Genomic DNA, 25406 nt, shown 5'->3' with positions numbered 1-25406 from the left:
CAACATGCAAACCGGCGGCGGAATCCTGCGCCAGCCGATGTCCGTCTGGGCCACCGCGTTCGCCGCGGTCGTGGCCTTCATGGGCATCGGCCTCGTCGACCCCATCCTGCCCTCCATCGCCCAAGGGCTGCACGCCACGCCCAGCCAGGTGTCCCTGCTGTTCACCAGCTACTTCCTGGTCACCGCCGTGGCCATGCTGATCACCGGCTGGGTCTCCAGCCGCATCGGCGGCAAGCGCACGCTGCTGGCCGGGCTGGCGCTGGTCGTGCTGTTCGCCGCGCTGGCCGGCACCTCCGGCAGCGTCGCCGAGCTCGTCGGCTTCCGCGCCGGCTGGGGTCTCGGCAACGCCCTGTTCGTGGCCACCGCGCTGGCCGTCATCGTCGGCGCGGCCAGCGGCGGCGCGGAGTCGGCCATCATCCTGTACGAGGCCGCGCTCGGTCTCGGCATCTCGGCCGGCCCCCTGGTCGGCGCGCTGCTCGGCGACTGGAACTGGCGGGCGCCGTTCTTCGGCACCGCCACGCTGATGGCCGCCGGTTTCGTGCTGATCGCCACCCTGCTCAGGACGGGGCCGAGGCCCGCGGTCAAGACCAGGCTCAGCGCCCCCATCCGCGCCCTGGCCCACGGCGGGCTGTCCACGACCGCCTTCACCGCCCTGTTCTACAACTTCGCCTTCTTCACGATCCTCGCCTTCACCCCGTTCATCCTGCACATGTCGCCGTACGGCATCGGCGCGGTGTTCTTCGGCTGGGGCGTCTGCGTGGCGCTGGCCTCGGTGTTCGGCGCGCCGCCGCTGCAGCGCAGGATCGGCTCGGTGAACGTGCTGCACCTGGCCCTGGGCCTGCTCGCGCTCTTCCAGGTCGGCATCGCCGTGTCGGGGACGGCCGGGGCGCACGCCGGGATCATCGTGTTCACCGTCCTGTCCGGCATCCCGATCGGGCTGAACAACACCGTCTTCACCGAGTCGGCCATGGAGGTCTCCGACGCCCCGAGGCCCGTCGCCTCGGCCGGGTACAACTTCGTGCGCTGGATGGGCGGCGCGCTGGCGCCGTTCGTCGCGACCAAGCTCGGCGAGGAGATCGGCATCGCCGTCCCCTACGTCGTCGGGGCCGCCTGCTGCGCGATCGGCATGGCCTTCCTGTACGCCCGCCGCCACCACCTGAGCGCCCTGGCCCGCGTGGACGCCGTCCAGGCCGCCGCCTGACCCGCTTTTACGCCAGAGTGCTCTGGTAGGAAGATGCCGGGCCATCATGGTGTTGAATTGTCGGAAACCGGACCTTAACGGAAGGATCGCTGTGCCCACGATCGGTGTACTCGCTCTCCAGGGGGACGTGCGCGAGCATGCGCGCATGCTCCAGGAGGCCGGCGCGTCGGCCGTCGCCGTGCGCCGCCCGGCCGAGCTCGACGCGGTCGACGGCCTGGTGATCCCCGGCGGCGAGTCGACCACCATGTGGAAGCTCGCCGACACCTTCGACATGCTGGAACCGCTGCGGATGCGGATCAAGGAGGGCCTGCCCGCCTACGGCTCGTGCGCCGGCATGATCATGCTGGCCGACCGCATCGAGGACGGCATCGAGGGTCAGCAGACCATCGGCGGCATCGACATGGTGGTCAGGCGCAACGCCTTCGGCCGCCAGGTGGACTCGTTCGAGTCGGACCTGGACTTCGCGGGCGAACGCGTCCACGCTGTGTTCATCCGGGCTCCGTGGGTGGAATCGATCGGCACTGACGTTCAGGTGCTGGGCACGGCCGAGCCTGGGGATAGGATCGTCGCGGTCCGTCAAGGGCCGTTGCTCGCGACCTCGTTCCACCCCGAGCTGACCGGGGACACGCGCGTGCACCGTTACTTCGTAGACATGGTGAGGGAGCTCTAGGTAATGTCCGGCCACTCCAAATGGGCGACGACGAAGCACAAGAAGGCCGCGCTCGACGCCAAGCGCGGCAAGCTGTTCGCGAAGCTCATCAAGAACATCGAGGTGGCGGCACGGACCGGTGGCCCTGACCCGGACGCCAACCCCACCCTCTTCGACGCCATCTTCAAGGCCAAGAAGAACTCCGTGCCCAACGACAACATCGAGCGGGCGCGCAAGCGCGGCGGCGGCCTGGAGGCCGGCGGCGCCGACTGGCAGACCATCATGTACGAGGGCTACGCGCCCGGCGGCGTCGCGGTGCTCATCGAGTGCCTCACCGACAACCGCAACCGCGCCGCCTCCGAGGTCCGCGTCGCGCTGACCCGCAACGGCGGCTCGCTGGCCGACCCGGGCTCGGTGTCGTACATGTTCAACCGCAAGGGCGTCGTGATCGTGCCCAAGAACGGCCTCGACGAGGACACCGTCCTGATGGCCGTGCTCGACGCGGGCGCCGAAGAGGTCAACGACATGGGCGACTCCTTCGAGGTCGTCTCCGAGGCCGGCGACCTCGTGCCGGTCCGCAAGGCGCTCCAGGAGGCCGGCATCGACTACGACTCGGCCGAGTCGAGCTTCCTGCCGACGATGAGCGTGCCGCTCGACGAGGAGGGCGCCAAGAAGGTGTTCCGCCTGATCGACGCGCTGGAGGACAGCGACGACGTCCAGAACGTCTACGCCAACTTCGACGTCTCCGACGACGTCCTGGCCGCCCTCGACTGATCCCGCGCCACCGAGGGCCCGGGGGGCGACCCCCGGGCCCTCACTCTTTCCCGGGGCCGGTTTCCGCCCTTGACCTGGCACTTGCCGGGCCCGCGGGTGTTCGACACCAAATGCCCACCCGGCCGTTACGCGTGCGCCCGCGCCCTGACGCGGCTAGGGTCGGGCGACGTGAATTCCCCCATCCCACCGACTCCTGTCCCCGTGCCCCCGGCCGCCCGGCCCCCGGCGTCCTACCGCGCGCTGGGCTGGCTGCTGGCCGTGCCCGCGCTGCTCGGCACCCTGATCACGCTGGTCCTGCCGACGGTCCAGACGATCGTGCTCAGCCTGCACAGCGGCGGCGTGCTGCAGCCGAGCAGGTTCGTGGGCCTGGACAACTACGGCAAGGTGCTGGGCGGCGAGGAGTTCTGGCGGGCGCTCGGCTTCACGCTCTCGCTGACCGTGGGGCCGCTGCTGGTGGCCGTGGTCGTGGGGCCGCTGCTCGCCCTGGCGCTCGACCGGGGCGGCGCCCTGCCGCGGCGCGCGGGCCTGGTCGTGTCCTCGCTGGCGATCGTCACGTTCTCGCCGATCGGCGTGGCGGCGGCCTGGCTGCGGGGGACGTCGCCCGACGGTCCGGGCATCGCCACGCTGGCCGAGGGACTGCGCGACCCCGCCACGGCCCCGGGGACGCTGCGGCTCATCGTCGTGGCCGCCACCTTCGGGGTGGTGTGCGCGCTGGCGCTGACGGCGTTCCTGCCCGCGCTGCGCGGCGGCACCGCCGGGCGCGCCACGGTCGTGGTGGCGGTGCTGGTGGCGCTGGCGACCGTCGCCGTCGGGGCGCAGGCGTTCTCGATCGGCATGGCGCTCACCCGGGGAGGCCCTGAGCGCGCCACACAGACCCTCGCGGGCCTCCAGTACGACTTCGCCTTCAGAATGGCCCAGTTCGGCCCTGGCGCGGCCGTCGCGGCCCTGACGGGCGTGCTTCTCGGCGTGCTCGGCGTCGTCGCGGTGGTCGTCGCCGTGGCCGCCCGCCTCCGTGTCACCGTGCTCCCCAAGCGTGCTCGGCGTGGAGCGTTCCCCGGCTCGGATTCCGGGCGGGCGCGGGCCGGAGGCGGTGTCGTCGCCGGGGCCGTCGCGCTGGTGCTGGTGGTGGCCGTCGGGCTGGTCTGCGCCTGGCCGTGGATCTCCGGCGTGCTCGCGGGCGGCGACGGCGCCGCGTCCGGCGGGCTGCGCGCGCAGGTCAACACCTGGGTCCCCGCCGTGGCCGGCGCGCTGGTGTCGGTCGGCGTGGCCTACCTGGCCGCCCTCGGCATCGGCGGCCTGCGTCCCCTGGGCGCGCGCAGCGAGTGGCTGCTGCTGCCGTTCGCCCCCTGGCTGTTCGTCGGCACCGGCCCCCTCGGCGTGGCCGACTGGCAGAACATGCGCAACCTGCGGCTCGTGGACACCTTCTTCGCCCTGTTCCCGCCGCTGCTGGTCAGCGTCCCGGCGCTGCTGGTGCTGACGCTGCTGTGCAAGGGGCTGGCCGAGCGGAACGACCGGGACTTCTTCGGCGGCGTCCTGCTGCCGTCCCTGCCGATGGCGGGCGTGCTGGCCGGCGCCGTCACGCTGGTCAACGCCCAGGACGTGCTCTGGCCGCTGCTGGTGGCCCAGAGCCCGGAGCTGTTCACCGTGCCCGTCGCGCAGATGGGCCGGCTCGGCGGCTTCCACGGCGTCCCCGACGTCGGCGCGAGCACCCCGCTGGTCGTCGTCGTGGTCGCGCTGGCCGCCGTCGTGGCCGCCCAGCTGCGGTATCTCGACAGGCTCGCCGTCAGCGTAATCGGATCGCGACCCGCCCGTACCAGCCCGTAGGTTGAGTGGTTGTGGAAATTCGCGATCTCACCCCTGACGACCTCGACGACGTTCTCGACCTGCGTAAACGTTCCTTCGGCCCGATCTCCGGCGCGGAGGCCGAGCGGTGGCGCCGCACCGTGACGCCCACGCTCGGCGAGGGCCGCTACCTGGGCGCGTTCGAGGGCGGCAGGCTCGCCGCCTCGGCCCGGCTGCGCGGCTTCACCCAATGGTGGTACGGCCGTCCGCAGGCCATGGCCGGCGTCGCGGGGGTCACCGTCAACCCGGAGGACCGCGGCCACGGCGTCGGCACCGCCATCATGCGCGCCGTCATCGACCGCGCCGCCGCCCACGGCGACGCCGTCTCGGCGCTCTACCCGGCCACCACGCCCCTGTACCGCTCGCTCGGCTACGAGCACGCCGGAGCCCGGCACATGATCACGCTGCCCGCCGAGTCGCTGCGCCGCATCAGGCCGTCCGGCGAGGTCAAGCTGCGCAGGATGGGCCCCGCCGACGCCGCCGAGGTCGTCTCCCTGCTCCACCGCACGCACGAGGCGGCCCGCTCCAGCGGCCCCGTCGCCTGGGACGAGAACGCCTGGCGCGTCTGGCTGTCCAACGAGGACGACTTCCTCTACCTGGCCCCCGACGGCTATCTCGTCTACCGCTGGAACGGCGACGACATGCACGTCGAGAACCTGGTCGCCGGGTCCGGGGAGACGGCCAGGGCGCTGTGGTCGATGGTGGGCAGCTCGTCGTCCATCGCCAGGAAGGTCACCGCGCCGGTCGCCCCCGACGACCCGGTGCTGTGGCTGCTCGGCGAGCGCTCCACCGACCGCGTCACGCAGGTGCGCTGGATGTTCAGGGTGCTCGACGTGGCCGCGGCCGTGGCGCGCAGGGGTTTCCCCGCCGCCGTCACGGGCGGGGCCGTGGTCTCCGTGGACGACCCGCTGCGCGGCGGCGGCTCCTTCCGGCTGGAGTTCTCCGGCGGCTCCGGCACGGCCGTCCCGGCCACCCCGGCCGACGGCGAGGGCGCGGCGCTGAGCGTGGGCGGCTTCTCCGCCCTTTACGCGGGCGTGCCCACCGCGACGCTGCGCAGGACCGGCCTGATGTCCGGCGACGACCGTCACGACGAGCTGCTCGACACGGCCTTCGCCGCCAAGCCGTACATGCTCGACTACTTCTGACGGGCCTGCCCGCCGTTCGCGGCGGGCGATTCACGGTGCGCGGCCAGCTCAGCCGGGGTAGAGTCTCGTGCCGAACAGATGTTCGGCGGCGCGGGAGGCAAGCCGGTGCGGGTGATGGGCGTCGATCCGGGGCTGACCCGGTGCGGCCTGGGCGCGGTCGAGGGCCGGCCGGGCGCGCCGCTGTCGCTGGTGGCCGTCGGGGTGGTGCGCACGGGGTCCGACGAGGAGCTCGGCACCCGGCTGGTCGGCATCGAGGCGGGCATCGAGCGGTGGCTCGACGAGGTCCGTCCCGACGCGGTGGCCGTGGAGCGGGTCTTCGCCCAGCACAACGTCCGCACGGTCATGGGCACCGCGCAGGCGGCCGGGATCGCCGTGCTGTGCGCGGCCCGGCGTGGGCTGCCGGTCGCGCTGCACACGCCCTCGGAGGTCAAGGCCGCCGTCACCGGCAGCGGCACGGCCGACAAGAAGCAGGTCGGCACGATGATCACTCGGCTGCTGCGGCTGGCCGAGATGCCCAAGCCGGCCGACGCCGCCGACGCGCTGGCCCTGGCCATCTGCCACATCTGGCGCGGCGGCGCCCAGCACCGGCTGGCCGAGGCCATGGCCCGCGCCGGCAAGGGGCGCTGACCCGTGCGGCAAGCGCGGGCCGGCCGTTTCGTGGAGTTCGTGGAGAAGGAGATCGAGTCGTGATCGCGTCGGTGGCGGGCAGGGTGGCGTCGGTCGCGCCCGACGGAGCCGTGATCGAGGTCGGGGGCGTCGGCATCCTCGCCCACTGCACCCCCGGCACGCTGGCCACGCTGCGCGTGGGCGAGCAGGCCAGGCTGGCCACCTCGCTGGTGGTGCGCGAGGAGTCGCTGACCCTCTACGGCTTCGCCGGCGACGACGAGCGGGCCGTCTTCGAGATGCTCCAGACCGCCAGCGGCGTCGGCCCCAAGCTGGCGCTGGCGATGCTCGCCGTCCACACCCCCAACGCGCTGCGGGTGGCCGTGGCCGCCGCCGACCTCAAGGCACTCACGCGGGTGCCGGGCATCGGGCAGAAGGGCGCCCAGCGCATCGTCCTGGAGCTGAAGGACCGGCTCGGCACCCCCGAGGAGGCCGTCAACGCGGCGATCGGCGGGGAGCGGCGGGCCGCCCTGTGGCGCGAGCAGGTGCACTCCGGCCTGGTGGGCCTGGGCTATTCGAGCAAGGACGCCGACGAGGCGGTGGCCGGGGTCGCGCCCGAGGCCGAGGCCGACCTCGCCGCCGGGCGCCAGCCGCAGGTGGCCGCGCTGCTGAAGGCCGCGCTCCGGTCGCTCAGCGTACGATGATCATGAAGTCCGAGACGACGTCCCGGCGCGCGGGAAGGAGCGGTGGCCATGGACTATGAGCGCGAGCTGGTCTCCGCCGACGCCGGCGGCGACGAGCTGCAGATCGAGGCGGCGCTGCGGCCCAAGCGGCTGGGCGAGTTCATCGGCCAGGGCCGGGTGCGCGAGCAGCTGTCCCTGGTGCTGGAGAGCGCCATGCGCCGGCAGCGTCCGCCCGACCACGTGCTGATGAGCGGGTCACCCGGCCTGGGCAAGACCACCCTGGCCATGATCATCGCGGCCGAGCTCAACATGCCGCTCCGCATCACCTCCGGCCCCGCCCTGGAGCGGGCCGGCGACCTCGCCGCCATCCTGTCCACGCTGACGGAGGGCGAGGTGCTGTTCATCGACGAGATCCACCGCATGGCCAGGCCCGCCGAGGAGATGCTCTACCTGGCCATGGAGGACTTCCGGGTCGACATCGTCGTGGGCAAGGGGCCGGGCGCGACCGCGATCCCGCTCGACATCGCGCCGTTCACGCTGGTCGGCGCCACCACGCGGGCCGGCCTGCTGCCGGCGCCGCTGCGCGACCGGTTCGGGTTCACCGCCCACATGGACTTCTACGAGGTCGGCGAGCTGGAGCAGGTGCTCCACCGGTCGGCGCGGCTGCTCGGCGTCGTCCTGCCCGAGGAGGGCGCCCACGAGATCGCCCGGCGGTCGCGCGGCACGCCCCGCATCGCCAACCGGCTGCTGCGCCGCGTCCGCGACTTCGCCGACGTGCGCGCCGACGGAGTGATCGATCGAGACATTGCCTCGGCCGCGCTCAATCTTTACGAAGTCGACGCCGAAGGGCTCGACCGGCTCGACCGGGCGGTGCTCGGGGTGCTGCTGCGCAAGTTCGGCGGCGGTCCCGTCGGTCTCTCCACGCTCGCCGTGGCCGTGGGGGAGGAGCCCGAGACCGTCGAAGTGGTGGCCGAGCCGTTCCTCGTGCGGCAGGGGCTGCTGGCCAGGACCCCGCGCGGCCGGGTCGCGACCGCTTCCGCCTGGACACACCTGGGTATGACACCACCGCCGGACGCTTTCGGGGCCGCCGTTTCACCGTGATCACGAAACGGTTGCAACCATTTCAAATCGGGAACTTCCCCGCGCGCCGAATCGCTGCCTCGTTGCCGCGTTTCATAACAACCGCCTACACTCCGTGCCTTGGCTGGCTGTGTAGGCTGACGGGCTGAGCGGCGCGGCCCGAGAGCTACGCAACGGAATTTCCGGCGCGAGGCCGGTGTCAAATTCTTGAACGACTATGGAAGGTCGCCCCTATGGACATGGGACAACTCGGAAGCATCCTGCCGCTGATCCTTCTGGTGGTGGTGTTCTACTTCCTGCTGATCCGTCCGCAGCGCAAGCGCCAGCAGGAAGCGCAGCAGATGCAGAACTCCTTGACCCCGGGCGCCCGCGTCATGACCACGACCGGCCTGTTCGCCACGGTCGTCGCGGTGGACAACGAGGACGTCGTGCTGGAGGTCGCGCCCGGCATCGAGACGCGCTGGGTCAAGGCGGCCATCGGCCGGGTGGTCCAGCCCGGTGACGCTCCGGTGGTGGCCGACGAGCCGGTCGTGACCGACGTGGCCGACGGTGACGCCAAGGAGTCCGACACGACCGTCGAGCCCAACGGCGATCAGGGCTCCAGCAGCAAGCAGTCCTGACTAAGCTCTGCGACAAACCCCTATCTGAGAGAATCGACGACCAGTGGCCCGACCGACCAGCCGCCACAGCCGACCAGGGCGCACGCTCTTGGTGCTGCTGGCGCTCATCCTCGCCCTGGGCGGGACGATGTTCCTGCAGAAGGCGTTCACGCCGAAGCTGGGACTCGACCTCGCCGGCGGAACGACGGTGACGTTGTCACCCGTGACCCAGTCCGGTCAGTCTCCGCCTGAAGAGATCCTCGACCGCGCGGTCAACATCATCCGCGACCGGGTCAACGGCACCGGCATCTCCGACGCGGAGGTCGCCAAGTCCGGCGACAACATCATCATCTCCATCCCGGGCGTCGGACAGAGCGAGGCCATCAAGCTGGTCGCCACCACGGCGGAGCTGCGCTTCCGCCAGGTGCTCGCCATGGAGGCCACGCAGGTCCCGCAGAACCTGACCACCGAGGCGCCCACGCCGGGCGCCTCGCCGTCTGCCAAGCCGTCCTCGACCGCCAGGCCGTCGGGCAAGCCGTCCGGCACGCAGTCGGCGACCACGCCGAGCGCGTCCCCGACGGGCAAGGCGCTGTCGTCCGCGCTGACCGCGCCGACGCCGGGCGCCACGCCCGAGGCCACGCAGACCGGCCGCGGCCAGACGACCCAGAACCAGACGGGTCAGAAGCAGAACACCAAGGGCAGGAACGCCACGCCGACGCCGTCGCCGAGCACGCCGCCCACGCAGCCGAACCAGGACCCCAACGCCGGCATCAACACGCAGGGCATCGATCCCGCGGTGCTGCAGCAGTTCCACAAGCTCGACTGCTCCGACCCCAAGAACCGCGGCCAGGGCGTCCAGGACGACCCGAACAAGCAGTACGCGGCCTGCGAGACCGACGGCAGCTACAAGTACGTCCTCGACGTCGCCAAGGTCGTCGGCACCGACATCGACACCGCCTCGGCCGGCGTGCGCCAGGGCACCGTGGAGTGGATCGTCCAGCTCGACTTCAAGAGCAAGGGCGCGGGCGAGTGGAGCAAGCTCACCACCACCGCCTACAACGCCCAGGAGCCGCGCAACAAGGTGGCGGTCGTCCTCGACGGCGTGGTCATCACGGCCCCCAACATCATCAGCCCGATCCCCGGCGGCCGCGCCGAGATCACCGGCGGCTTCGACCAGGTCAGCGCCACCAACCTGGCCGACCAGCTCAAGTACGGCGCCCTCCCGCTGAAGTTCCAGCGCAGCTCGATCGACACCGTGTCCTCGACGCTCGGCGCCGACCAGCTCGAAGGCGGCCTGATCGCCGGCATCATCGGCCTCGGCCTGGTGGTCATCTACTCGCTGCTGTACTACCGCGGCCTCGGCATCGTCGCGGTGCTGAGCCTCGTCGTGGCCTCGATCCTGACGTACACGGCGGTGGTCGTGCTCGGCCACAACGCGGGCTTCCGGCTCTCGCTGCCGCACATCATCGGCCTGGTGGTCTCGATCGGCATCACCGCCGACTCCTTCATCGTGTACTTCGAACGCATACGTGATGAGATGAAGGAAGGCCGGCGGACGCTTCGCGCGGCCGTCGAGGTGGCCTGGGTCCGTGCCCGGCGCACGATCCTGATCGCCGACGCCGTCATGTTCATCGCCGCCATCGTGCTGTACTTCCTGGCGGTGGGCGGTGTGGCCGGGTTCGCCTTCGCGATGGGCCTGACCACGCTGATCGACATCGTGGTGGTGTTCATGTTCACCAAGCCGTTCATCGCCCTGCTGGCGAGGCTGAAGTTCTTCGCCAAGGGCCACCCGCTGTCCGGCCTCGACGCAGAGCGCATGAGCACCGAGCCGGCCGCCACGACCACTCCGCAGGAGGCCTGAGATGGGACTGGGGCGTCGCCTCTACCGCGGCGAGATCGATGTCGACTTCGTCGGCAAGTGGAGGCTCTGGTACAGCCTGTCCGGCCTGCTGCTGGCCGTCTCCCTGGCCGGCATCCTGTTCAACGGGCTCAACCTGGGCGTCGAGTTCAAGGGCGGAACGGTCTTCACGTTCCCGGCCAGCAGCGGCACCGTCGAGGAGGTCCGCGAGGACTTCCGCACGCAGGGCGCCCACCAGGTGATCGTGCAGCGGGCCCGCGACAACTGGCGGGTCACCACCGAGACCCTGACGGAGTCGACGCTCAACCAGATGCAGACGACGATCGCCAAGGAGTACAAGGTCCCGGTCAAGGACGTCAGCGTCCAGTCGATCGGCGCCTCCTGGGGCGGTGAGGTCTCCCAGAAGGCCTGGATCGGCCTGGGCGTCTTCATGCTGGCGATCATCCTGTACCTGTCGATGGCGTTCGAGCCGAAGATGGCGTTGTCGGCGATCGTCGCGCTCATCCACGACCTCGTCATCACCGCCGGCGTGTACGCCTGGTCGGGCTTCGAGGTCACGCCGGCGACGCTGCTGGGCTTCCTGACCATCCTCGGTTACTCGCTCTACGACGCGGTCGTGGTGTTCGACATGATCAAGGAGGTCACGGCCAAGCTGGGCACGACCTCCAAGATGACGTACTCGATGGCGGCCAACAACGCGCTCAACCACACGCTGATCCGGTCGCTGAACACCTCGCTGGTCGCGATCCTGCCGGTGGCGGCGATCCTGTTCATCGGCACCACGCTGCTCGGCGCGGGCACGCTGAAGGACCTGTCGCTGGCCCTGTTCGTCGGCATGATCGTCGGCACCTACTCGTCCCTGTGCGTGGCCACGCCGATGCTGGTGACGCTCAAGGAGCGGGAGCCGAAGTACCAGGCCATCGCGCGCCGGCTCGCCTCCACCACCGGCAAGGGGGCGAAGGGTTCCAAAAGCGCAGCCGTAGCGAAGGGCTGAGCCCCGTCCGTGGCTCGTCCCGGCGCCCCCGTCCGTCAGGGCGGGGGCGCCGTCGCGTTCAGGGGGGCCGTTCGGCGCCGGATGGGGTCCCGGGGCACCACGGGGGCGGGCTCGTTCCCGGCGGGCGTCTGAGGCCCGTCACAGGCCGTCCAGGGCGTCGCGCGGTCCGAGGAGGGTCCGGAGTAGGCCATCATGGAGCGCGGCACCCACGAGGAAGGCGATGGAAGCACGATGAGCGAGCTCAGCCAGTTGATCCTGGACCGGATCAGGGACGTCCCCGACTATCCCAAGCCCGGCGTGCTGTTCAAGGACATCACCCCGCTGCTCGGCGACCCCGTCGCGATGGCGGCCGTGGTGGAGGAGCTGGCCGGCCTCACCGAGGTGGACAAGATCGTCGGCATCGAGGCCAGGGGCTTCATCCTGGCGGCGCCGGTGGCCTACCGGGCGGCGGCCGGGTTCGTCCCGGTGCGCAAGAAGGGCAAGCTGCCGGCCGCGACGCTGGAGGAGTCCTACGACCTGGAGTACGGCTCGGCCACCATCGAGGTGCACCGCGACGCCTTCGCGCCCGGCGACCGGGTGCTCATCGTCGACGACGTGCTGGCGACCGGCGGCACGGCCAAGGCCACCATCGAGCTCGTCGAGCGGGCGGGCGCGCACGTGGTCGGCATCGCGGTGCTGATGGAGCTGGCTTTTCTCAAGGGGCGCGAGCGTCTGCCGGCCGTCGACCTGCACTCCCTGGTGATCGTCTGAGACGGCCCGAGCGAGTCCGGGTTCCCAGCCTGGATACACTGGGGAGATCTGGACTCGATCGTGAGGAGTCTGAGTGCCCCGTGATGTGGTCGCGCCCGACGTAACCGACGCTGGTAATGCCGACGCGCCCGGCGTTCCTGCGGTGCGTCGACGGCGGTTTGGGGGTGGGGCCATGAATCCGGTGCTGGAGCCGCTGTTCCGCACGGTCCGGGCCACCCATCCCAAGGCCGATCTGCGCCTGATCGAACGCGCCTACGACATGGCCGCCTACCACCACCGCGACCAGAAGCGGAAGTCGGGCGACCCGTACATCACCCACCCGCTCGCCGTCGCGACGATCCTGGCCGAGCTGGGCACCGACGACGAGACGTTGTGCGCCGCGCTGCTGCACGACACCGTCGAGGACACCGCCTACAGCCTCGACGAGCTGCGCGCCGACTTCGGCGACACGATCGGCTCGCTGGTCGACGGCGTCACCAAGCTCGACAAGGTCAAGTTCGGCGACGCGGCGCAGGCCGAGACCGTGCGCAAGATGGTCGTGGCGATGTCGCGCGACATCCGCGTGCTGATCATCAAGCTCGCCGATCGGCTGCACAACATGCGCACCATGCGCTACCTGCCCGAGCACAAGCGCCACCAGAAGTCCCGCGAGACGCTGGAGATCTTCGCGCCGCTGGCCCACCGGCTCGGCATGAACACGATCAAGTGGGAGCTGGAGGACCTCGCGTTCGCCATGCTCTACCCCAAGCGCTACGACGAGATCGCGCGCATGGTGTCCGAGCGCGCGCCGCGGCGCGACCTGTTCCTGCAGGAGGTCATCGAGAAGGTCTCCGGCGACCTGCGCGAGGCCAAGATCCGCGCGGTGGTCAAGGGCCGGCCCAAGCACTACTACTCCGTCTACCAGAAGATGATCGCCCGCGACGTCGCCTTCGACGACATCTACGACCTGGTGGGCATCCGGGTCCTGGTCGACAGCGTGCGCGACTGCTACGCGGCGCTGGGCACGATCCACGCGCGCTGGAACCCGGTCCCCGGCCGGTTCAAGGACTACATCGCGATGCCCAAGTTCAACATGTACCAGTCGCTGCACACCACGGTGATCGGTCCCGAGGGCAAGCCGGTCGAGCTGCAGATCCGCACCCACGCGATGCACCACAGGGCCGAGTACGGCGTGGCCGCCCACTGGAAGTACAAGGAGGAGGTCGGCGCGCCGGGGCCCACCGGCAAGGTCAAGCCGGGCAGCGACATGGCCTGGCTGCGCCAGCTCCTCGACTGGCAGAAGGAGACCTCCGACCCGGGCGAGTTCCTGGAGTCGCTGCGCTTCGACCTGTCGGTCTCCGAGGTCTACGTGTTCACCCCGAAGGGCCAGGTCATCGCCCTGCCCGAGGGCGGCACGCCGGTCGACTTCGCCTACGCCGTCCACACCGAGGTCGGCCATCGCTGCATCGGCGCGCGCGTCAACGGGCGGCTGGTGCCGCTGGAGTCGCGGCTCGGCAACGGCGACACGGTCGAGATCTTCACCTCCAAGTCGCCCGACGCCGGTCCGTCGCGCGACTGGCTGAAGTTCGTCAAGTCCGGCCGGGCCCGCAACAAGATCCGGCAGTGGTTCTCCAAGGAGCGCCGCGAGACCGCGATCGAGGCGGGCAAGGAGGCCATCGGCCGCGCCATGCGCAAGCAGGGCCTGCCGCTGCAGCGCCTGATGTCCGGCGAGGCGCTGCTGGCGCTCGCCCGCGACCTGCGCTACCCCGACGTCTCGGCGCTCTACGCGGCCGTGGGGGAGGGGCACATCGCCGCGCAGGCGGTCGTGCAGAAGCTCGTGGCCTCGATCGGCGGTGTGGAGAGCGCCGAGGAGGACATCGCCGAGACGTCCCTGCCGACTCGGCTGCGCGGCCGTCCGCGCGGCGGCGGCGCGGGCGTGGTCGTGGCGGGCGACGCCGACGTGTGGGTGCGCCTGTCCAAGTGCTGCACGCCGGTGCCCGGCGACGAGATCGTCGGCTTCGTCACCCGCGGCCACGGCGTGTCCGTGCACCGCGCCGACTGCACCAACGTCCAGCAGCTCAGGGAGCAGCCCGACCGGCTGGTCGAGGTGAGCTGGTCGCCCGGCGACGACAGCGTGTTCCTGGTGGCCATCCAGGTCGAGGCCCTCGACCGGCCGCGCCTGCTGTCCGATGTCACGCGCACCCTGTCCGACCAGCACGTCAACATCCTCAGCGCGTCCGTGACGACCTCGCGCGACCGGGTGGCGATCAGCAAGTTCACCTTCGAGATGGGCGACCCGAAACACCTGGGCCACGTGCTCAAGGCCGTGCGCAGCATCCAGGGCGTCTTCGACGTCTACCGGGTGAGCGGCGCCGGCAGCTGAGCGGCCGCGGGTCAGCCCTTCAGGTCCGGCAGGTTGACCACGATGGCCTCCTGCGTGCTGCGCGCGATCACCACGACGGCCTCCCGCTCGGGGTCGGGGTTCTCCTCGCGGTGCGGGGTGTAGGGCGGCACGTACACGTAGTCGCCGGGGGCCGCCTCGATGCGCCGCTCGCGGCCGTCCTGGAGGAAGACGAAGCGCGGCGTGCCGCTGACGACGTAGATGGCGGTCTCGGAGGCGCCGTGGTGGTGGTCGGAGGAGCGGGTGGCGGGCGCGACGTGCGTCTGGCCCATCCACAGGGCCGAGGAGCCGGCCGTGACCCCGCTGACGGCGGCCAGCCTGCGCATCCCGGCGCTCTGCGCCGTGTCGCCCGACAGCGCGTCTGAGGCGATGTGACGCAGCGGGAGGTGGAAGGGGTCGCCCTCGGCCCGGTAGCCCTCCCACAGGCGCCCTCCGGCCCGTTCCAGGACGCCTGAGGCCACCGAGGTCAGCAGCTCCGGGTCGGAATGGGCCGCCAGCAGCTCGTCGGCCAGCGCCGGGTCGTGCCCGCGCAGCTCGCGCAGCAGCCACTTGCCGTTGCCCCGCCACCTGCCGCCCACGTCGAGGGCCAGCCTGGCGGTCTCCTGGACCACCTGCCAGCGGATGAACAGCTGCTCGCCGGGGTCGGTCGCGCCGGCCAGGTCGTCGAGCAGGTCGGACAGGGCGTACCGGGCCTGGTCGGCGCGGGCGGCGGCCAGGCCGCCGGGACCGGCGGCCAGCCGGTCGCCGAGCGCCGCCTGAAGGTCGCTGGCCCGGCCGCCGGTGCGGTCGACCAGCACCGCGCCGTCGGCGCACATGCGGGCCACGCCCGGCTTGCGCTCGGCCAGGTCGCGGTCGACGTAGGCGTCGAGGCTGGTCTCGCTGTGGACGTACAGCTCGACGGGCCAGCCGTGCCAGCGCAGGGACTCGCGGTAGGGCACGGCCAGCCCGTCGAGCACCACCACGACGTCGAGGTCGGAGGTGCTGGTGCGGCGCTCGGTGAGCACGCTGCCGCCGACGAAGGCGTACAGGGCGCCGGGGAACAGCTCGTCGACGAGGGCGCGCGCGACGCTGACGGGGTCCATGCCGTCAGCGTAGGACCCCGGCCGCCTCCCGAAGATCGGTTCAGCTGAACTCGGTCAGCGTGCGCTCGGCCTCCTCCAGCCACGAACGGCGGGCGACCAGCGCCTCCTCGGCCTCCTTGACGTCCTTGGCCCGGCCGGCGGCCTGCGCCTTCGACAGCCGCTTCTCCAGCTGCTCGATGGAGGCGCGCAGCTGGTCGACCGTGCTCTGGGCGCGGGCCCTGGCCTCGGGGTTGGACCGCTTCCACTCGGCGTCCTCGGCCTTGCGCACGGCCTCGTCGACCTTGCGCAGCCCGCCTTCGAGCCGGTCGCGCTGCTCGCGCGGCACCGGTCCGGCGGCCTCCCAGCGCTCCAGGACGTGCCGCAGCGCCGCCCTGGCCGTGCGCGCGTCGGTGACCGGGAGGATCTTCTCGGCCTCGGCCAGCAGCTCCTCCTTGACCTCGGCGTTGGCCGCCAGCGAGGCGTCGCGCTCGGCGAAGACCGCTGAACGGGCCTGGAAGAACTGGTCCTGGGCGGCCTTGAAGCGGCCCCACAGCTCGTCCTCGGCCTCGCGCGAGGCGCGCCCGGCGGTCTTCCACTGCTGCATCAGCTCGCGGTAGATCGCCGCGGTCGTGCCCCAGTCGGTGGAGCCGGCGATGGCCTCGGCCTCGGCGACGATGCGCTCCTTGGCCGAGCGGACGCCCTCGCGCTGCTCGTCCAGGCCCGCGAAGTACTGCTTGCGGCGCTTGGCGAAGGCGGTGCGGGCGGCCGACAGCCGCTTCCACAGCGCGGCCTCGGTGACCCGGTCGATCCGGTCGGCGGCCTTCCACTCCTCCACGAGCTGGCGCAGCCGTTCGCCGCCCGACTTCCAGTGGGTGGTCTCGTCGGCGATGCGCTCGGCCTCGGCGACGATGCGCTCCTTGACCGCCCTGGCCTCGGCGCGCGCCTGGTCGCGGGCGGCCTTGACCTCCTCGCGGCGATGGCCGACCAGCTCGGTCAGCCCGTCGAGGCGGGCCGTCAGCGCCGCCAGGTCGCCCACGGCGTGGGCGTCGGCGACGGCCTCGCGCAGCTTGGCGATGCTCGCCTCGGCCTGCGCGGGCGCCAGGTCGGTGCCCTTGACCCGCTGTTCGAGGAGCTGTACCTGGCCGGACAGCTCGTCGTACTTGCGATGGAAGTAGGCCAGTGCCTCTTCGGGTTCACCGGCCTGCCAGGAGCCGACGGCCCGCTCTCCCTCAGCCGTACGCACGTAGACGGTGCCGTCGTCGTCTACCCGGCCCCACGGGTCGGTGCTCACCGTGTCCTCCCGCACTATCCATCAGACCCTTCGGGACTACTTCGTCCCTAGTTTGTATTACGTCAGCTCTTGCCGGCGATTGTCACGTCTTTGATTTCGAGGGTTTGCTTCGGTGCTCCGGTCCCATCTCCCATGTCAGCGATGACGCCCGCTTTGTTCACCTTGTCCAGGATGTCGAGCCCCTTGGTGATCGTACCCACCGGCGTGTAATCCGGGGTGAGTCCGAGATCGCCGTAAACGAGGAAGAACTGGCTCCCCGTGCTGCCCGGCGCCGAGGTCTTCGCCATCGCCACCGTGCCGCGCTTGTACGTGGCCCCCTGGAGGTTCTCCTCGGCCATCACGTAGCCCGGGCCGCCCGCCCCGTCCTGGCTCTTGCCGTCGGCCTTGGCCGTCGGGTCGCCGCACTGCAGCATGGGGAACTTGTCGCTGCCGAGCCGGTGGCACTTGCTGCCGTCGTAGAACTTCTTGCTCGCCAGGAAGGCCAGCGAGTTGGTCGTGCACGGCGCCTTGGCGTTGTCGAGCTCGACCACGATGTCGCCCAGGTTCGTGGCGAGCGTCATCGTCTTCTTGGCCGGCTCGGGCTTGACCTTGGCCGGCGGCATGCCGACGTCCTTGACCTGGCCGCCGGCGGCCTCCTTGACGTAGTCGCAGGTGCCGGTCGCCGCGTTGTACGGCTTCGGCCCCGTGCTGGCCGCGGCCGACGCGGTGTCCTGCGGGGCCGAGGCCGAGGGCGAGGCGGACGCCTCGGTCGTCGAGTCGCCGCCGCCGAGCAGCGCGACCGCGGCCACGATGCCGCCCACCACGACCACCACGCCGACCGTGGAGCCGATGATCGCGGTGCGCTTGGCCTTCTGCTCGCGCTCGATGCGGCGCTGCATCTGCCGCTCGTAGTGCTCACGTGCCAGCTGCTTCTGCCGGTCCTTGCCCGTGGCCACCGCTTTGCCTCCCATAGTCAATCAACTGAGGTGGGCGAATCGTATCGGCCAATGGGTAATGATTCGCAGCCCGGCGACCCGCACCGGTACCCTTCGGTTACATTCCCATTGGCTTTTCGACGAGATCACCTGAGGCAGATGCTCATCGCAGGCTTCCCCGCAGGGGCCCTCCAGACCAATTGTTACGTCGTCGCGCCCGCGGCCGGCGAGGAGTGCGTGATCGTCGATCCGGGCCAGGACGCGGCCGAAGGCGTCGACGAGCTGCTGCGCGAGCACCGGCTCAAGCCGGTCGCGGTGCTGCTCACGCACGGCCACCTCGACCACGTGTGGTCGGTCGCCCCCGTCTGCGGCGCGCGCGACGTCCCCGCGTGGATCCACCCCGACGACCGCCACCTGCTGAGCGACCCCTCGGCCGGCTGGGGCGGCGGCGTCTCGCTGTTCGGCGACATCAGGCTGAGCGAGCCCGACGACGTGCGCGAGCTGTCCGACGGCGCCGCGCTCAGCCTGGCGGGCCTCGATCTCGTGGTCGACCACACCCCGGGCCATACCAGGGGGTCGGTGAGCTTCCGGCTGCCCGGCGACGAGATCATGTTCTCGGGCGACCTGCTGTTCGCCGGCTCCATCGGCCGCACCGATCTTCCCGGCGGCGACTACGCGACCATCCTGAGCAGCCTGGCCACCAAGTGCCTGCCGCTGCCTGACGATACGGTCGTCCTGCCGGGCCACGGACCACAGACCACGATCGGCCGCGAGCGCGCCACCAACCCTTACCTGAAGGAAGCGGCGCCGCAGGCCGGTCCCACACGAGGGATCTAATGAGCTTCCAAGCACCCAAAGGCACCTTCGACTGGCTGCCGCCCAGCTCCGAGGCCATCCTGGCCGTGCGCGAGGCACTGGCCGCGCCGCTGCGGCAGGCGGGCTACGGCTACGTCGAGACCCCGGTCTTCGAGGACACCGAGCTGTTCAAGCGCGGCGTGGGCGAGTCCACCGACGTGGTGTCGAAGGAGATGTACACCTTCCCCGACAAGGCGGGCAGGTCGCTGACCCTGCGCCCCGAGGGCACCGCCTCGGTCGTGCGCGCCGTGCTCCAGCACAACCTGCACAACGGCCAGCTCCCGGTCAAGCTGTGGTACTCCGGCAGCCAGTTCCGCTACGAGCGTGCCCAGAAGGGCCGCTACCGCCACTTCTGGCAGGTCGGGGCCGAGGCCCTCGGCTCGGAGGACCCGGCGCTCGACGCCGAGCTGATCCTGCTCGGCGCGCGCGGCTTCGCCTCGCTCGGCCTGCGCCAGGTCAGGCTGCTGCTCAACTCGCTCGGCGACCGCAACTGCCGCCCCGCCTACCGGGCCGCGCTCCAGGACTTCCTGCGCGGGCTCGACCTCGACGAGGAGACCAGGGCCCGCATCGACATCAACCCGCTGCGGGTGCTCGACGACAAGCGGCCCGAGGTGCAGGCCCAGCTCACCGGCGCGCCGCTGGTCGTCGACCACCTGTGCGCGGCCTGCAAGGCCTACCACGAGGAGGTCCGCTCGCTGCTGACCGCCTCGGGCGTGGCCTTCGAGGACGACCCCCGGCTGGTGCGCGGGCTCGACTACTACACGCGCACCACGTTCGAGTTCGTGCACGGCGGGCTCGGCTCCCAGTCGGCCGTCGGCGGCGGCGGCCGTTACGACGGGCTCAGCGAGATGCTGGGCGGCCCGCCGCTGCCCAGCGTCGGCTGGGCGCTCGGCGCCGACCGCACGTACCTGGCCATGGAGTCCGAGGGTCTGCTCGGCGAGGCCGCGCCGGGCCGCGTCCAGGTGTACGGTGTCCCGCTGGGCGACGACGCGCGCCGCCGCATGTTCCTGCTCGTCTCCGAGCTGCGCGAGGCGGGCGTCAGCGCCGACATGGCCTTCGGCGGCAAGGGGCTCAAGGGAGCGATGAAGGGCGCCGACAGATCCGGCGCCCGCTTCGCGCTGATCCTGGGCGAGCGAGACCTCGCGGCCGAGGCCGTGCAACTGAAGGACCTGACCACCGCAGAACAGACCCAGGTGCCGCTGGCCCAGGTCGCCGACGTTTTGAAAGGGAAAGTGCAGTGATCCGCACGCATACGGCCGGGTCGCTCCGTGAGGAGCACGCCGGGCAGCAGGTGACGCTCGCAGGATGGGTGGCCCGCCGCCGTGACCACGGCGGCGTTGTCTTCATCGACCTGCGCGACGCCTCCGGCTCGGCGCAGGTGGTCTTCCGCGAGGAGGACCACGCCCACGACCTGCGCGCCGAGTACTGCGTGCAGGTGGTCGGCCAGGTCAGGGTGCGCCCGGAGGGCAACGAGAACCCCGAGCTGCCCACCGGCGCGATCGAGGTCGTGGCCGAGCGGGTCGAGGTGCTGAGCGAGTCCGCGCCGCTGCCGTTCCCCATCGAGGGCAACGTCGGCGTGTCGGAGGAGGCCCGGCTCAAGTACCGCTACCTCGACATCCGCCGCCAGCAGGTCGCCGCCGCCATGCGCACCCGCTCCAAGGCCACCTACCTGGCCAACGAGGTGATGCACGAGCTCGGCTTCGTCTACGTCGAGACCCCGACGCTGACCCGCTCGACCCCCGAGGGCGCGCGCGACTTCCTGGTGCCGGTCCGCCTGCAGCCCGGCAACTGGTACGCCCTGCCGCAGTCGCCCCAGCTGTTCAAGCAGCTCCTCCAGGTCGCCGGCCTGGAGCGCTACTACCAGCTCGCCAAGTGCTACCGCGACGAAGACCTGCGGGCCGACCGCCAGCCCGAGTTCACCCAGATCGACGTCGAGATGTCCTTCGTCGACCAGGAGGACGTCATCGAGGTCGGCGAGAAGCTGGTCGGCCGCCTGTGGCGGGAGATCCTCGGCTACGAGATCCCCATGCCGCTGCCGCGCATGACCTACGCCGACGCCATGGCCCGCTACGGCTCCGACAAGCCTGACCTGCGCTTCGGCCAGGAGCTCGTCGAGATGACCGACTACTTCTCGGCCACCTCCTTCCGCGTCTTCCAGGCCGACTACGTCGGCGCGGTGGTCATGCCGGGCGGCGCCTCGCAGACCCGCAAGGAGCTCGACGGCTGGCAGGAGTGGGCCCGCAGCCGCGGCGCCAAGGGCCTGGCCTACGTGCTGGTCCAGGAGGACGGCACGCTCGGCGGCCCGGTCGCCAAGAACCTGTCGGAGCAGGAGCTGTCCGGCCTGGCCGCCAAGGTCGGCGCCGCCCCCGGTGACGCGATCTTCTTCGCCGCCGGCGCCCGCTCGGCCTCCCGCGACCTGCTGGGCGCGGCCCGCCTGGAGATCGGCCGCCGCTGCGGCCTGATCGACGAGTCGCAGTGGTCGTTCCTGTGGGTGGTCGACGCCCCCATGTTCGAGGAGGACGGCGAGGGCGGCTGGACGGCCGTGCACCACCCGTTCACCGGCCCCAAGCCGGAATGGGCCGACAACTTCCAGGACCACCCGGCCGAGGCCCTGGCCTACGCCTACGACATGGTCTGCAACGGCATGGAGATCGGCGGCGGCTCGATCCGCATCCACCGGGCCGAGATGCAGCAGCGGGTCTTCGACGTGCTCGGCATCTCCAAGGAGGAGGCCGAGAGCAAGTTCGGCTTCCTGCTTGAGGCGTTCAAGTACGGCCCGCCCCCGCACGGCGGCATCGCCTACGGCTGGGACCGGATCTGCATGCTGCTGTCCGGCGGCGACTCGATCCGCGACGTGATCGCGTTCCCGAAGACCGCCTCCGGCTTCGACCCGCTGACCGGCGCGCCGACGCCGATCACGGCCGACCAGCGCAAGGAGGCGGGCGTCGACGCCCAGCCCAAGTCCGAGGTCTGACACGACGACGGCGGGCGCCCCCCTTTCGAAGGGGAGCGCCCGCCGTCGTGTTCCGCGTGCTACCGCACGGTGACGCGCTTGATGATGATCGGGTTCTTCGGCGCGGTCGAGCCGCCGTCGCCCACGATGTCGTCGCCGTTGACGATGACGCCGTCCTTGGCGACCTTCTCGATGATCTCCAGGCCCGAGCGGACCATGCCGAGCACCGAGTACTGCGGCTCCAGCTGGCCGTTCTCGTCCGACAGCGAGATGGCGAACTGGCTGCTGTTCTGCCCCGCCGCGCCGTCGGGCTGGGTCAGGAACACCACGCCCTTGGTGTAGGGCATGCCGACGGCCTCGTCGGCGTACACGTAGCCGGCCGTGCCCTGCCCGTCGGTCGGGTTCCTGCCGTCGGCCTTGGCCTGCGGGTCGCCGCACTGCAGCAGGAACAGGCCGGCCGTCTCCGGCGTCACCAGCCGGTGGCACTTGGTGTTGTTGTAGAAGCCCTTCCTGGCCAGGAAGGCCATCGAGTTGACCGAGCACGGGGTCGCGTTCGCGTCGACGTCGATCACGATGTCGCCGTGGTTGGTGCTCACGGTCATCGTCTTGAGCTTGAGGTTGGGCCGCTTGCCCGGCAGGCCGACGAACTTGTTGGGCGCGGAGTCGTCCCGCTTGTAGGTGCACGACACCTTGCCCGCCTGCTTCGGCGGCGTGGTGCTCGGCAGCGACGTCGGCGCGGGGATGCTGGTGCTGGCGGAGGGCGAGGGCGTGCTCGCCGCCGCGGCCGTCTTCTTGTCGTCGCCCATCAGGGTGGTCGCGGCGAAGATGCCGCCCGCCACCACGACGACGGCCACGCCCGCGCCGATGAAGGTGTTCCGCCTGGCTTTGGCGGTCTGCTCGGCCGCGCGCCTCGCCTGCCGCTCCTTGTGCTCCCGGGCCAGCTCGCTCTGGCGGTCGTCGCCGCTCACCGGTTGTCTCCTTCATCTTTGCCGACACATGACCAAACAACTCCGCGAATGCTACCGGCCTCCGATATGTGCCGGGCGTAAGTGGCGGAAGCCGCAGAGTGGGGCAAGTGAGGAGAGAACCATTTCGCAGGCAGATACGTAGTCCAGGTGAGCCCTCCAAGGAGTGACCGTGTTCGACCAGATCCTCGGCCTGCCGGCCCATCCGCTGATCGTGCACCTCGCCGTGGTGCTGACGCCGCTGCTCGTCCTCGTGGGCGGGGCGTACGCGCTGGCGCCTCGCGTGCGGGCCGTGACGGCGTGGGCGGTGGTGCTGCTGGCCGTGGCCGCCCCCGTGGCGGTCCTGGCGGCCAAGGAGAGCGGGGAGAGCCTCAAGCGGGCCCGTTTCACCGGCGTGGAGGGCCCGCTCGGCACGCGGGTCGCCGTCCACGAGGGCTTCGCGACCCCGCTGCTGCTGTCGGCGGCCGGGCTCGCCGCCGCCTGCCTGGCCCTGGTGTACGCCACCACCCCCGCGCGCGGCTCGCTCACCCGCGACCGGTTCGGCAGGGCCGTCACGCTGGCGCTGTCGGCGCTGACGGTCGTCCTGGCCGCCGTGGCGGGCTACTTCTGCTTCCGGGCGGGCGACTCCGGGGCCAGGGCCGTGTGGGCCGCGGCGGGTCTGACCGGCGTGTAATCTCGCGTTGTGGATAGCCTGTTCGATTCGGCGGCTGAGGAGGCCACCCCGCAACCCCTCGCGGTGCGGATGCGCCCGCGCACCCTCGACGAGGTGATCGGGCAGCGGCATCTGCTGGGCTCCGGCACCCCGCTGCGGCGGCTGGTCGAGAGCGAGGCCCCCATGTCGCTGTTCCTGTGGGGCCCGCCCGGCACCGGCAAGACGACCCTGGCCTACGTCGTCTCCAACGTCACCAAGCGCCGCTTCGTCGAGATCTCCGCCGTCTCGGCCGGCGTCAAGGACGTCCGCGCCGCCATCGACAACGCCCGCCGCGAGCTGGGCATGAGCGGCCGGCAGACCGTGCTGTTCGTCGACGAGGTCCACCGCTTCAACAAGGCCCAGCAGGACGCGCTGCTGCCGGCGGTGGAGAACCGCTGGGTCACCTTCATCGGCGCCACCACCGAGAACCCGTACTTCTCCGTCATCTCGCCGCTGTTGTCGCGCTCGCTGCTGCTCACGCTGGAGTCGCTGTCCGACGACGACGTGCGCGCGGTCCTGGAGCGCGCGGTGGCCGAGCCCCGCGGCCTGGGCGGGCGGGCCCGGCTCGCGCCCGAGGCCCTCGACCACCTGGTGCGCCTGGCCGGCGGCGACGCGCGCAGGTCGCTGACCTACCTGGAGGCCGCCGCCCTGCTGGCCGACGACATCACCGTCGAGGTGGTGGAGAAGGCCGCCGACAAGGCGGCGGTGCGCTACGACCGCCAGGGCGACCAGCACTACGACGTGATCAGCGCGTTCATCAAGTCGATGCGCGGCTCCGACGCCGACGCGGCCCTCCACTACCTGGCCCGCATGATCGAGGCCGGCGAGGACCCGCGCTTCATCGCCCGCCGCATCGTCATCTTCGCCTCCGAGGACGTCGGCATGGCCGACCCCACCTGCCTGCAGACGGCGGTGGCCGTGGCCCAGGCCGTGCAGCTCATCGGGCTGCCCGAGGGGCAGATCAACCTGGCGCACGCCGTCATCCACTGCGCGATGGCGCCCAAGTCCAACGCGGTCGTCAAGGCCATCGGCGCGGCGGTCGGCGACGTCCGCAAGGGCCTGATCGGCCAGGTCCCCGGCCACCTGCGCGACGCCCACTATCCGGGCGCGGCCAAGCTCGGCCACGGCGGCGGCTACAAGTACCCCCACGATTTCGACCACGGCCTGGTGCGCCAGGACTACGCGCCCGAGCAGGTGCGCGACCGCCGCTACTACGAGCCCACCAGGCACGGCGCCGAGGCCCCGGTGGCCGACCGCTGGGCCCGGATCCGGGACTTCCTGCGCGGATCCTGAGCCCTGGCCGCCGCGCTAGATTGAGCGTCATCATGACCGACCACCGCGCGAGCTTCGACGCCCGCATCACCTTCGGCAACGGCGGCGACCTCGCCGTCCACGGCTTCCGCGTCGACCTGCCCGGCCCCGACGCCGCCGAGGACGAGATCGCCGCGCTGTTCGTGGCCTCGCTCGGCCTGCTGATGACCGACGGCGTCGAGCTGGACAACGTCGAGATCTTCGCCGAGCCGCACAAGGGCACCAGGGGAGGGCCCTCCGACCGCGCCGCGCAGGCCGCGCCGGCGGCCGGGGGAGCGCTGGTCGAGCTGGCCCGCCCGCCCGCCGACGGCGGCACGTACCTGGTGGCGCCCGGCGGCGACCTGACCGGGCTGCCCCTGGCCCGCACCGCCGAACTGCCCGCCGTGGTGGTGCGCGTGGCGGGCGCCGAGGCGCGGGAGATCGGCGTGGGCGCGCTGGCCGCCTTCGACGTGCGCGGCAGGGCGGTGCTGCTGCACACCGGCGCGCCCGGCGGGGGGCGGCTCACCCCGGAGGCCGCCTCGTGGCTGGCCGGGCGCGGCGCGTCCCTGGTCGGCACCGACGCCGACGGCCTCGACGGCCTCGACGGCGTCGGCGGGTCGGCGGCTCTCGACGTGCTGCTGGCGGCGGGCGTGCCGGTCGTGGAGCGGCTGGCCGGGCTCGACCGGCTGCCGCCCACCGGCGCCCTGTTCACGGCCGCGCCGCCGCTCCTGGAGGGCGTCGGGCGGGTTCCCGTACGCGCCTTCGCCCGCGTCCCCGAGGCGTGACAGGAAGCGTGACAGGAGGCGGGCCGGGCGGCGGAACGCCTGG

At 71.5% G+C, this 25406-nt stretch carries 23 protein-coding genes; 19 read left to right on the top strand and 4 right to left on the bottom strand.

Features of this window, described 5'->3' with window-relative positions:
* Positions 1 to 4: 4 nt before the first annotated feature.
* The 13 genes from ACWEJ6_RS20380 (at position 5) to ACWEJ6_RS20320 (ending at position 14540) form a co-directional block, all read left to right on the top strand.
* On the top strand, positions 5 to 1201 hold the full coding sequence (locus ACWEJ6_RS20380) for an MFS transporter (RefSeq protein ID WP_452425310.1): 1197 nt from the start codon (positions 5 to 7) through the stop codon (positions 1199 to 1201).
* Positions 1202 to 1247: 46 nt separating this feature from the next.
* The gene (gene pdxT / locus ACWEJ6_RS20375) at positions 1248 to 1871 is read left to right on the top strand and encodes a pyridoxal 5'-phosphate synthase glutaminase subunit PdxT (protein WP_387665108.1); all 624 of its coding nucleotides are present in this window, start codon (positions 1248 to 1250) and stop codon (positions 1869 to 1871) included.
* A 3-nt stretch (positions 1872 to 1874) separates the two neighbouring features.
* Positions 1875 to 2624 (top strand): YebC/PmpR family DNA-binding transcriptional regulator, encoded by a 750-nt coding sequence (locus ACWEJ6_RS20370; RefSeq protein WP_352322550.1) that lies wholly within the window; start codon positions 1875 to 1877, stop codon positions 2622 to 2624.
* A 168-nt stretch (positions 2625 to 2792) separates the two neighbouring features.
* Positions 2793 to 4448: a carbohydrate ABC transporter permease gene (locus ACWEJ6_RS20365; protein ID WP_452425307.1), complete on the top strand. Its 1656-nt coding sequence runs from the start codon at positions 2793 to 2795 to the stop codon at positions 4446 to 4448.
* 11 nt (positions 4449 to 4459) lie between these two features.
* Complete coding sequence (locus ACWEJ6_RS20360) at positions 4460 to 5611, top strand: GNAT family N-acetyltransferase (RefSeq protein ID WP_452425305.1); 1152 nt, start codon at positions 4460 to 4462, stop codon at positions 5609 to 5611.
* A 105-nt stretch (positions 5612 to 5716) separates the two neighbouring features.
* The gene (ruvC, locus tag ACWEJ6_RS20355; protein ID WP_358285996.1) at positions 5717 to 6238 is read left to right on the top strand and encodes a crossover junction endodeoxyribonuclease RuvC; all 522 of its coding nucleotides are present in this window, start codon (positions 5717 to 5719) and stop codon (positions 6236 to 6238) included.
* Between the two features lie 59 nt (positions 6239 to 6297).
* Positions 6298 to 6918, top strand: coding sequence for a Holliday junction branch migration protein RuvA (gene ruvA, locus ACWEJ6_RS20350; RefSeq protein ID WP_358285749.1), 621 nt, complete (start codon positions 6298 to 6300; stop codon positions 6916 to 6918).
* Between the two features lie 48 nt (positions 6919 to 6966).
* Positions 6967 to 7998: a Holliday junction branch migration DNA helicase RuvB gene (gene ruvB, locus ACWEJ6_RS20345; RefSeq protein ID WP_358285751.1), complete on the top strand. Its 1032-nt coding sequence runs from the start codon at positions 6967 to 6969 to the stop codon at positions 7996 to 7998.
* 212 nt (positions 7999 to 8210) lie between these two features.
* Positions 8211 to 8597, top strand: coding sequence for a preprotein translocase subunit YajC (gene yajC / locus ACWEJ6_RS20340; protein ID WP_397165459.1), 387 nt, complete (start codon positions 8211 to 8213; stop codon positions 8595 to 8597).
* A gap of 91 nt (positions 8598 to 8688) precedes the next feature.
* The gene (gene secD, locus ACWEJ6_RS20335) at positions 8689 to 10437 is read left to right on the top strand and encodes a protein translocase subunit SecD (protein ID WP_452425447.1); all 1749 of its coding nucleotides are present in this window, start codon (positions 8689 to 8691) and stop codon (positions 10435 to 10437) included.
* 1 nt (position 10438) lies between these two features.
* Entirely contained in the window at positions 10439 to 11428 is a 990-nt protein-coding gene (gene secF, locus ACWEJ6_RS20330; protein ID WP_352361431.1) for a protein translocase subunit SecF, read from the top strand.
* A 231-nt stretch (positions 11429 to 11659) separates the two neighbouring features.
* Positions 11660 to 12178: an adenine phosphoribosyltransferase gene (locus tag ACWEJ6_RS20325; RefSeq protein WP_358285759.1), complete on the top strand. Its 519-nt coding sequence runs from the start codon at positions 11660 to 11662 to the stop codon at positions 12176 to 12178.
* A gap of 172 nt (positions 12179 to 12350) precedes the next feature.
* A complete protein-coding gene (locus tag ACWEJ6_RS20320; RefSeq protein WP_352330550.1) occupies positions 12351 to 14540 on the top strand; it encodes a RelA/SpoT family protein in 2190 nt (729 codons plus the stop codon).
* Positions 14541 to 14551: 11 nt separating this feature from the next.
* Here ACWEJ6_RS20320 and ACWEJ6_RS20315 read toward each other — a convergent pair whose 3' ends face one another.
* The 3 genes from ACWEJ6_RS20315 to ACWEJ6_RS20305 form a co-directional block, all read right to left on the bottom strand.
* Positions 14552 to 15640, bottom strand: a complete 1089-nt coding sequence (locus ACWEJ6_RS20315) for a cupin domain-containing protein (RefSeq protein ID WP_452425301.1) — start codon at positions 15638 to 15640, stop codon at positions 14552 to 14554.
* A gap of 40 nt (positions 15641 to 15680) precedes the next feature.
* A complete protein-coding gene (locus tag ACWEJ6_RS20310) occupies positions 15681 to 16910 on the bottom strand; it encodes a DUF349 domain-containing protein (protein ID WP_364340886.1) in 1230 nt (409 codons plus the stop codon).
* 62 nt (positions 16911 to 16972) lie between these two features.
* Positions 16973 to 17860 carry a peptidylprolyl isomerase gene (locus ACWEJ6_RS20305; RefSeq protein WP_452425299.1) on the bottom strand — a complete coding sequence of 296 codons (888 nt, stop codon included), beginning with the start codon at positions 17858 to 17860 and terminating at the stop codon, positions 16973 to 16975.
* 123 nt (positions 17861 to 17983) lie between these two features.
* On the opposite strand from ACWEJ6_RS20305, the gene ACWEJ6_RS20300 reads away from it, so the two are divergent.
* Genes ACWEJ6_RS20300 through aspS form a run of 3 tightly spaced genes read left to right on the top strand, consistent with a single transcriptional unit; the run spans position 17984 to position 21653 of the window.
* Positions 17984 to 18661, top strand: coding sequence for an MBL fold metallo-hydrolase (locus ACWEJ6_RS20300; RefSeq protein WP_364340882.1), 678 nt, complete (start codon positions 17984 to 17986; stop codon positions 18659 to 18661).
* The gene (hisS, locus tag ACWEJ6_RS20295) at positions 18661 to 19920 is read left to right on the top strand and encodes a histidine--tRNA ligase (RefSeq protein WP_358285769.1); all 1260 of its coding nucleotides are present in this window, start codon (positions 18661 to 18663) and stop codon (positions 19918 to 19920) included. The genes ACWEJ6_RS20300 and hisS overlap by 1 nt, the downstream gene beginning before the upstream one ends.
* Positions 19917 to 21653, top strand: a complete 1737-nt coding sequence (gene aspS / locus ACWEJ6_RS20290) for an aspartate--tRNA ligase (protein WP_452425297.1) — start codon at positions 19917 to 19919, stop codon at positions 21651 to 21653. The genes hisS and aspS overlap by 4 nt, the downstream gene beginning before the upstream one ends.
* Positions 21654 to 21712: 59 nt before the next feature.
* Here the strand turns inward: aspS and ACWEJ6_RS20285 are convergent, their stop codons facing one another.
* A complete protein-coding gene (locus ACWEJ6_RS20285; protein ID WP_452425295.1) occupies positions 21713 to 22600 on the bottom strand; it encodes a peptidylprolyl isomerase in 888 nt (295 codons plus the stop codon).
* A 169-nt stretch (positions 22601 to 22769) separates the two neighbouring features.
* Here ACWEJ6_RS20285 and ACWEJ6_RS20280 point away from each other — a divergent pair, with 169 nt between their 5' ends.
* The 3 genes from ACWEJ6_RS20280 to ACWEJ6_RS20270 all read left to right on the top strand — a co-directional run bounded on the left by ACWEJ6_RS20280 (position 22770) and on the right by ACWEJ6_RS20270 (position 25363).
* Positions 22770 to 23270: a hypothetical protein gene (locus tag ACWEJ6_RS20280; protein ID WP_452425293.1), complete on the top strand. Its 501-nt coding sequence runs from the start codon at positions 22770 to 22772 to the stop codon at positions 23268 to 23270.
* A 69-nt stretch (positions 23271 to 23339) separates the two neighbouring features.
* Positions 23340 to 24581 (top strand): replication-associated recombination protein A, encoded by a 1242-nt coding sequence (locus ACWEJ6_RS20275; protein WP_452425445.1) that lies wholly within the window; start codon positions 23340 to 23342, stop codon positions 24579 to 24581.
* Between the two features lie 32 nt (positions 24582 to 24613).
* Complete coding sequence (locus ACWEJ6_RS20270) at positions 24614 to 25363, top strand: hypothetical protein (RefSeq protein WP_452425291.1); 750 nt, start codon at positions 24614 to 24616, stop codon at positions 25361 to 25363.
* Positions 25364 to 25406 lie beyond the last annotated feature (43 nt).

This window comes from Nonomuraea sp. NPDC004702, from assembly GCF_053601695.1.
Note: the sequence above shows the minus strand (reverse complement) of the source record. Positions and strands in the feature narration are given on the sequence as shown.

Coding starts and splice junctions, on each gene's coding strand:
- ACWEJ6_RS20380 (WP_452425310.1), top strand. CDS start 5: ATGCAAACCGGCGGCGGAATCCTGCGCCAGCCGATGTCCGTCTGGGCC.
- pdxT (WP_387665108.1), top strand. CDS start 1,248: ATGGTGTTGAATTGTCGGAAACCGGACCTTAACGGAAGGATCGCTGTG.
- ACWEJ6_RS20370 (WP_352322550.1), top strand. CDS start 1,875: ATGTCCGGCCACTCCAAATGGGCGACGACGAAGCACAAGAAGGCCGCG.
- ruvB (WP_358285751.1), top strand. CDS start 6,967: ATGGACTATGAGCGCGAGCTGGTCTCCGCCGACGCCGGCGGCGACGAG.
- yajC (WP_397165459.1), top strand. CDS start 8,211: ATGGACATGGGACAACTCGGAAGCATCCTGCCGCTGATCCTTCTGGTG.
- secF (WP_352361431.1), top strand. CDS start 10,439: ATGGGACTGGGGCGTCGCCTCTACCGCGGCGAGATCGATGTCGACTTC.
- ACWEJ6_RS20325 (WP_358285759.1), top strand. CDS start 11,660: ATGAGCGAGCTCAGCCAGTTGATCCTGGACCGGATCAGGGACGTCCCC.
- ACWEJ6_RS20320 (WP_352330550.1), top strand. CDS start 12,351: ATGAATCCGGTGCTGGAGCCGCTGTTCCGCACGGTCCGGGCCACCCAT.
- ACWEJ6_RS20315 (WP_452425301.1), bottom strand. CDS start 15,640: ATGGACCCCGTCAGCGTCGCGCGCGCCCTCGTCGACGAGCTGTTCCCC.
- ACWEJ6_RS20305 (WP_452425299.1), bottom strand. CDS start 17,860: ATGGGAGGCAAAGCGGTGGCCACGGGCAAGGACCGGCAGAAGCAGCTG.
- ACWEJ6_RS20300 (WP_364340882.1), top strand. CDS start 17,984: ATGCTCATCGCAGGCTTCCCCGCAGGGGCCCTCCAGACCAATTGTTAC.
- hisS (WP_358285769.1), top strand. CDS start 18,661: ATGAGCTTCCAAGCACCCAAAGGCACCTTCGACTGGCTGCCGCCCAGC.
- ACWEJ6_RS20275 (WP_452425445.1), top strand. CDS start 23,340: ATGCGCCCGCGCACCCTCGACGAGGTGATCGGGCAGCGGCATCTGCTG.
- ACWEJ6_RS20270 (WP_452425291.1), top strand. CDS start 24,614: ATGACCGACCACCGCGCGAGCTTCGACGCCCGCATCACCTTCGGCAAC.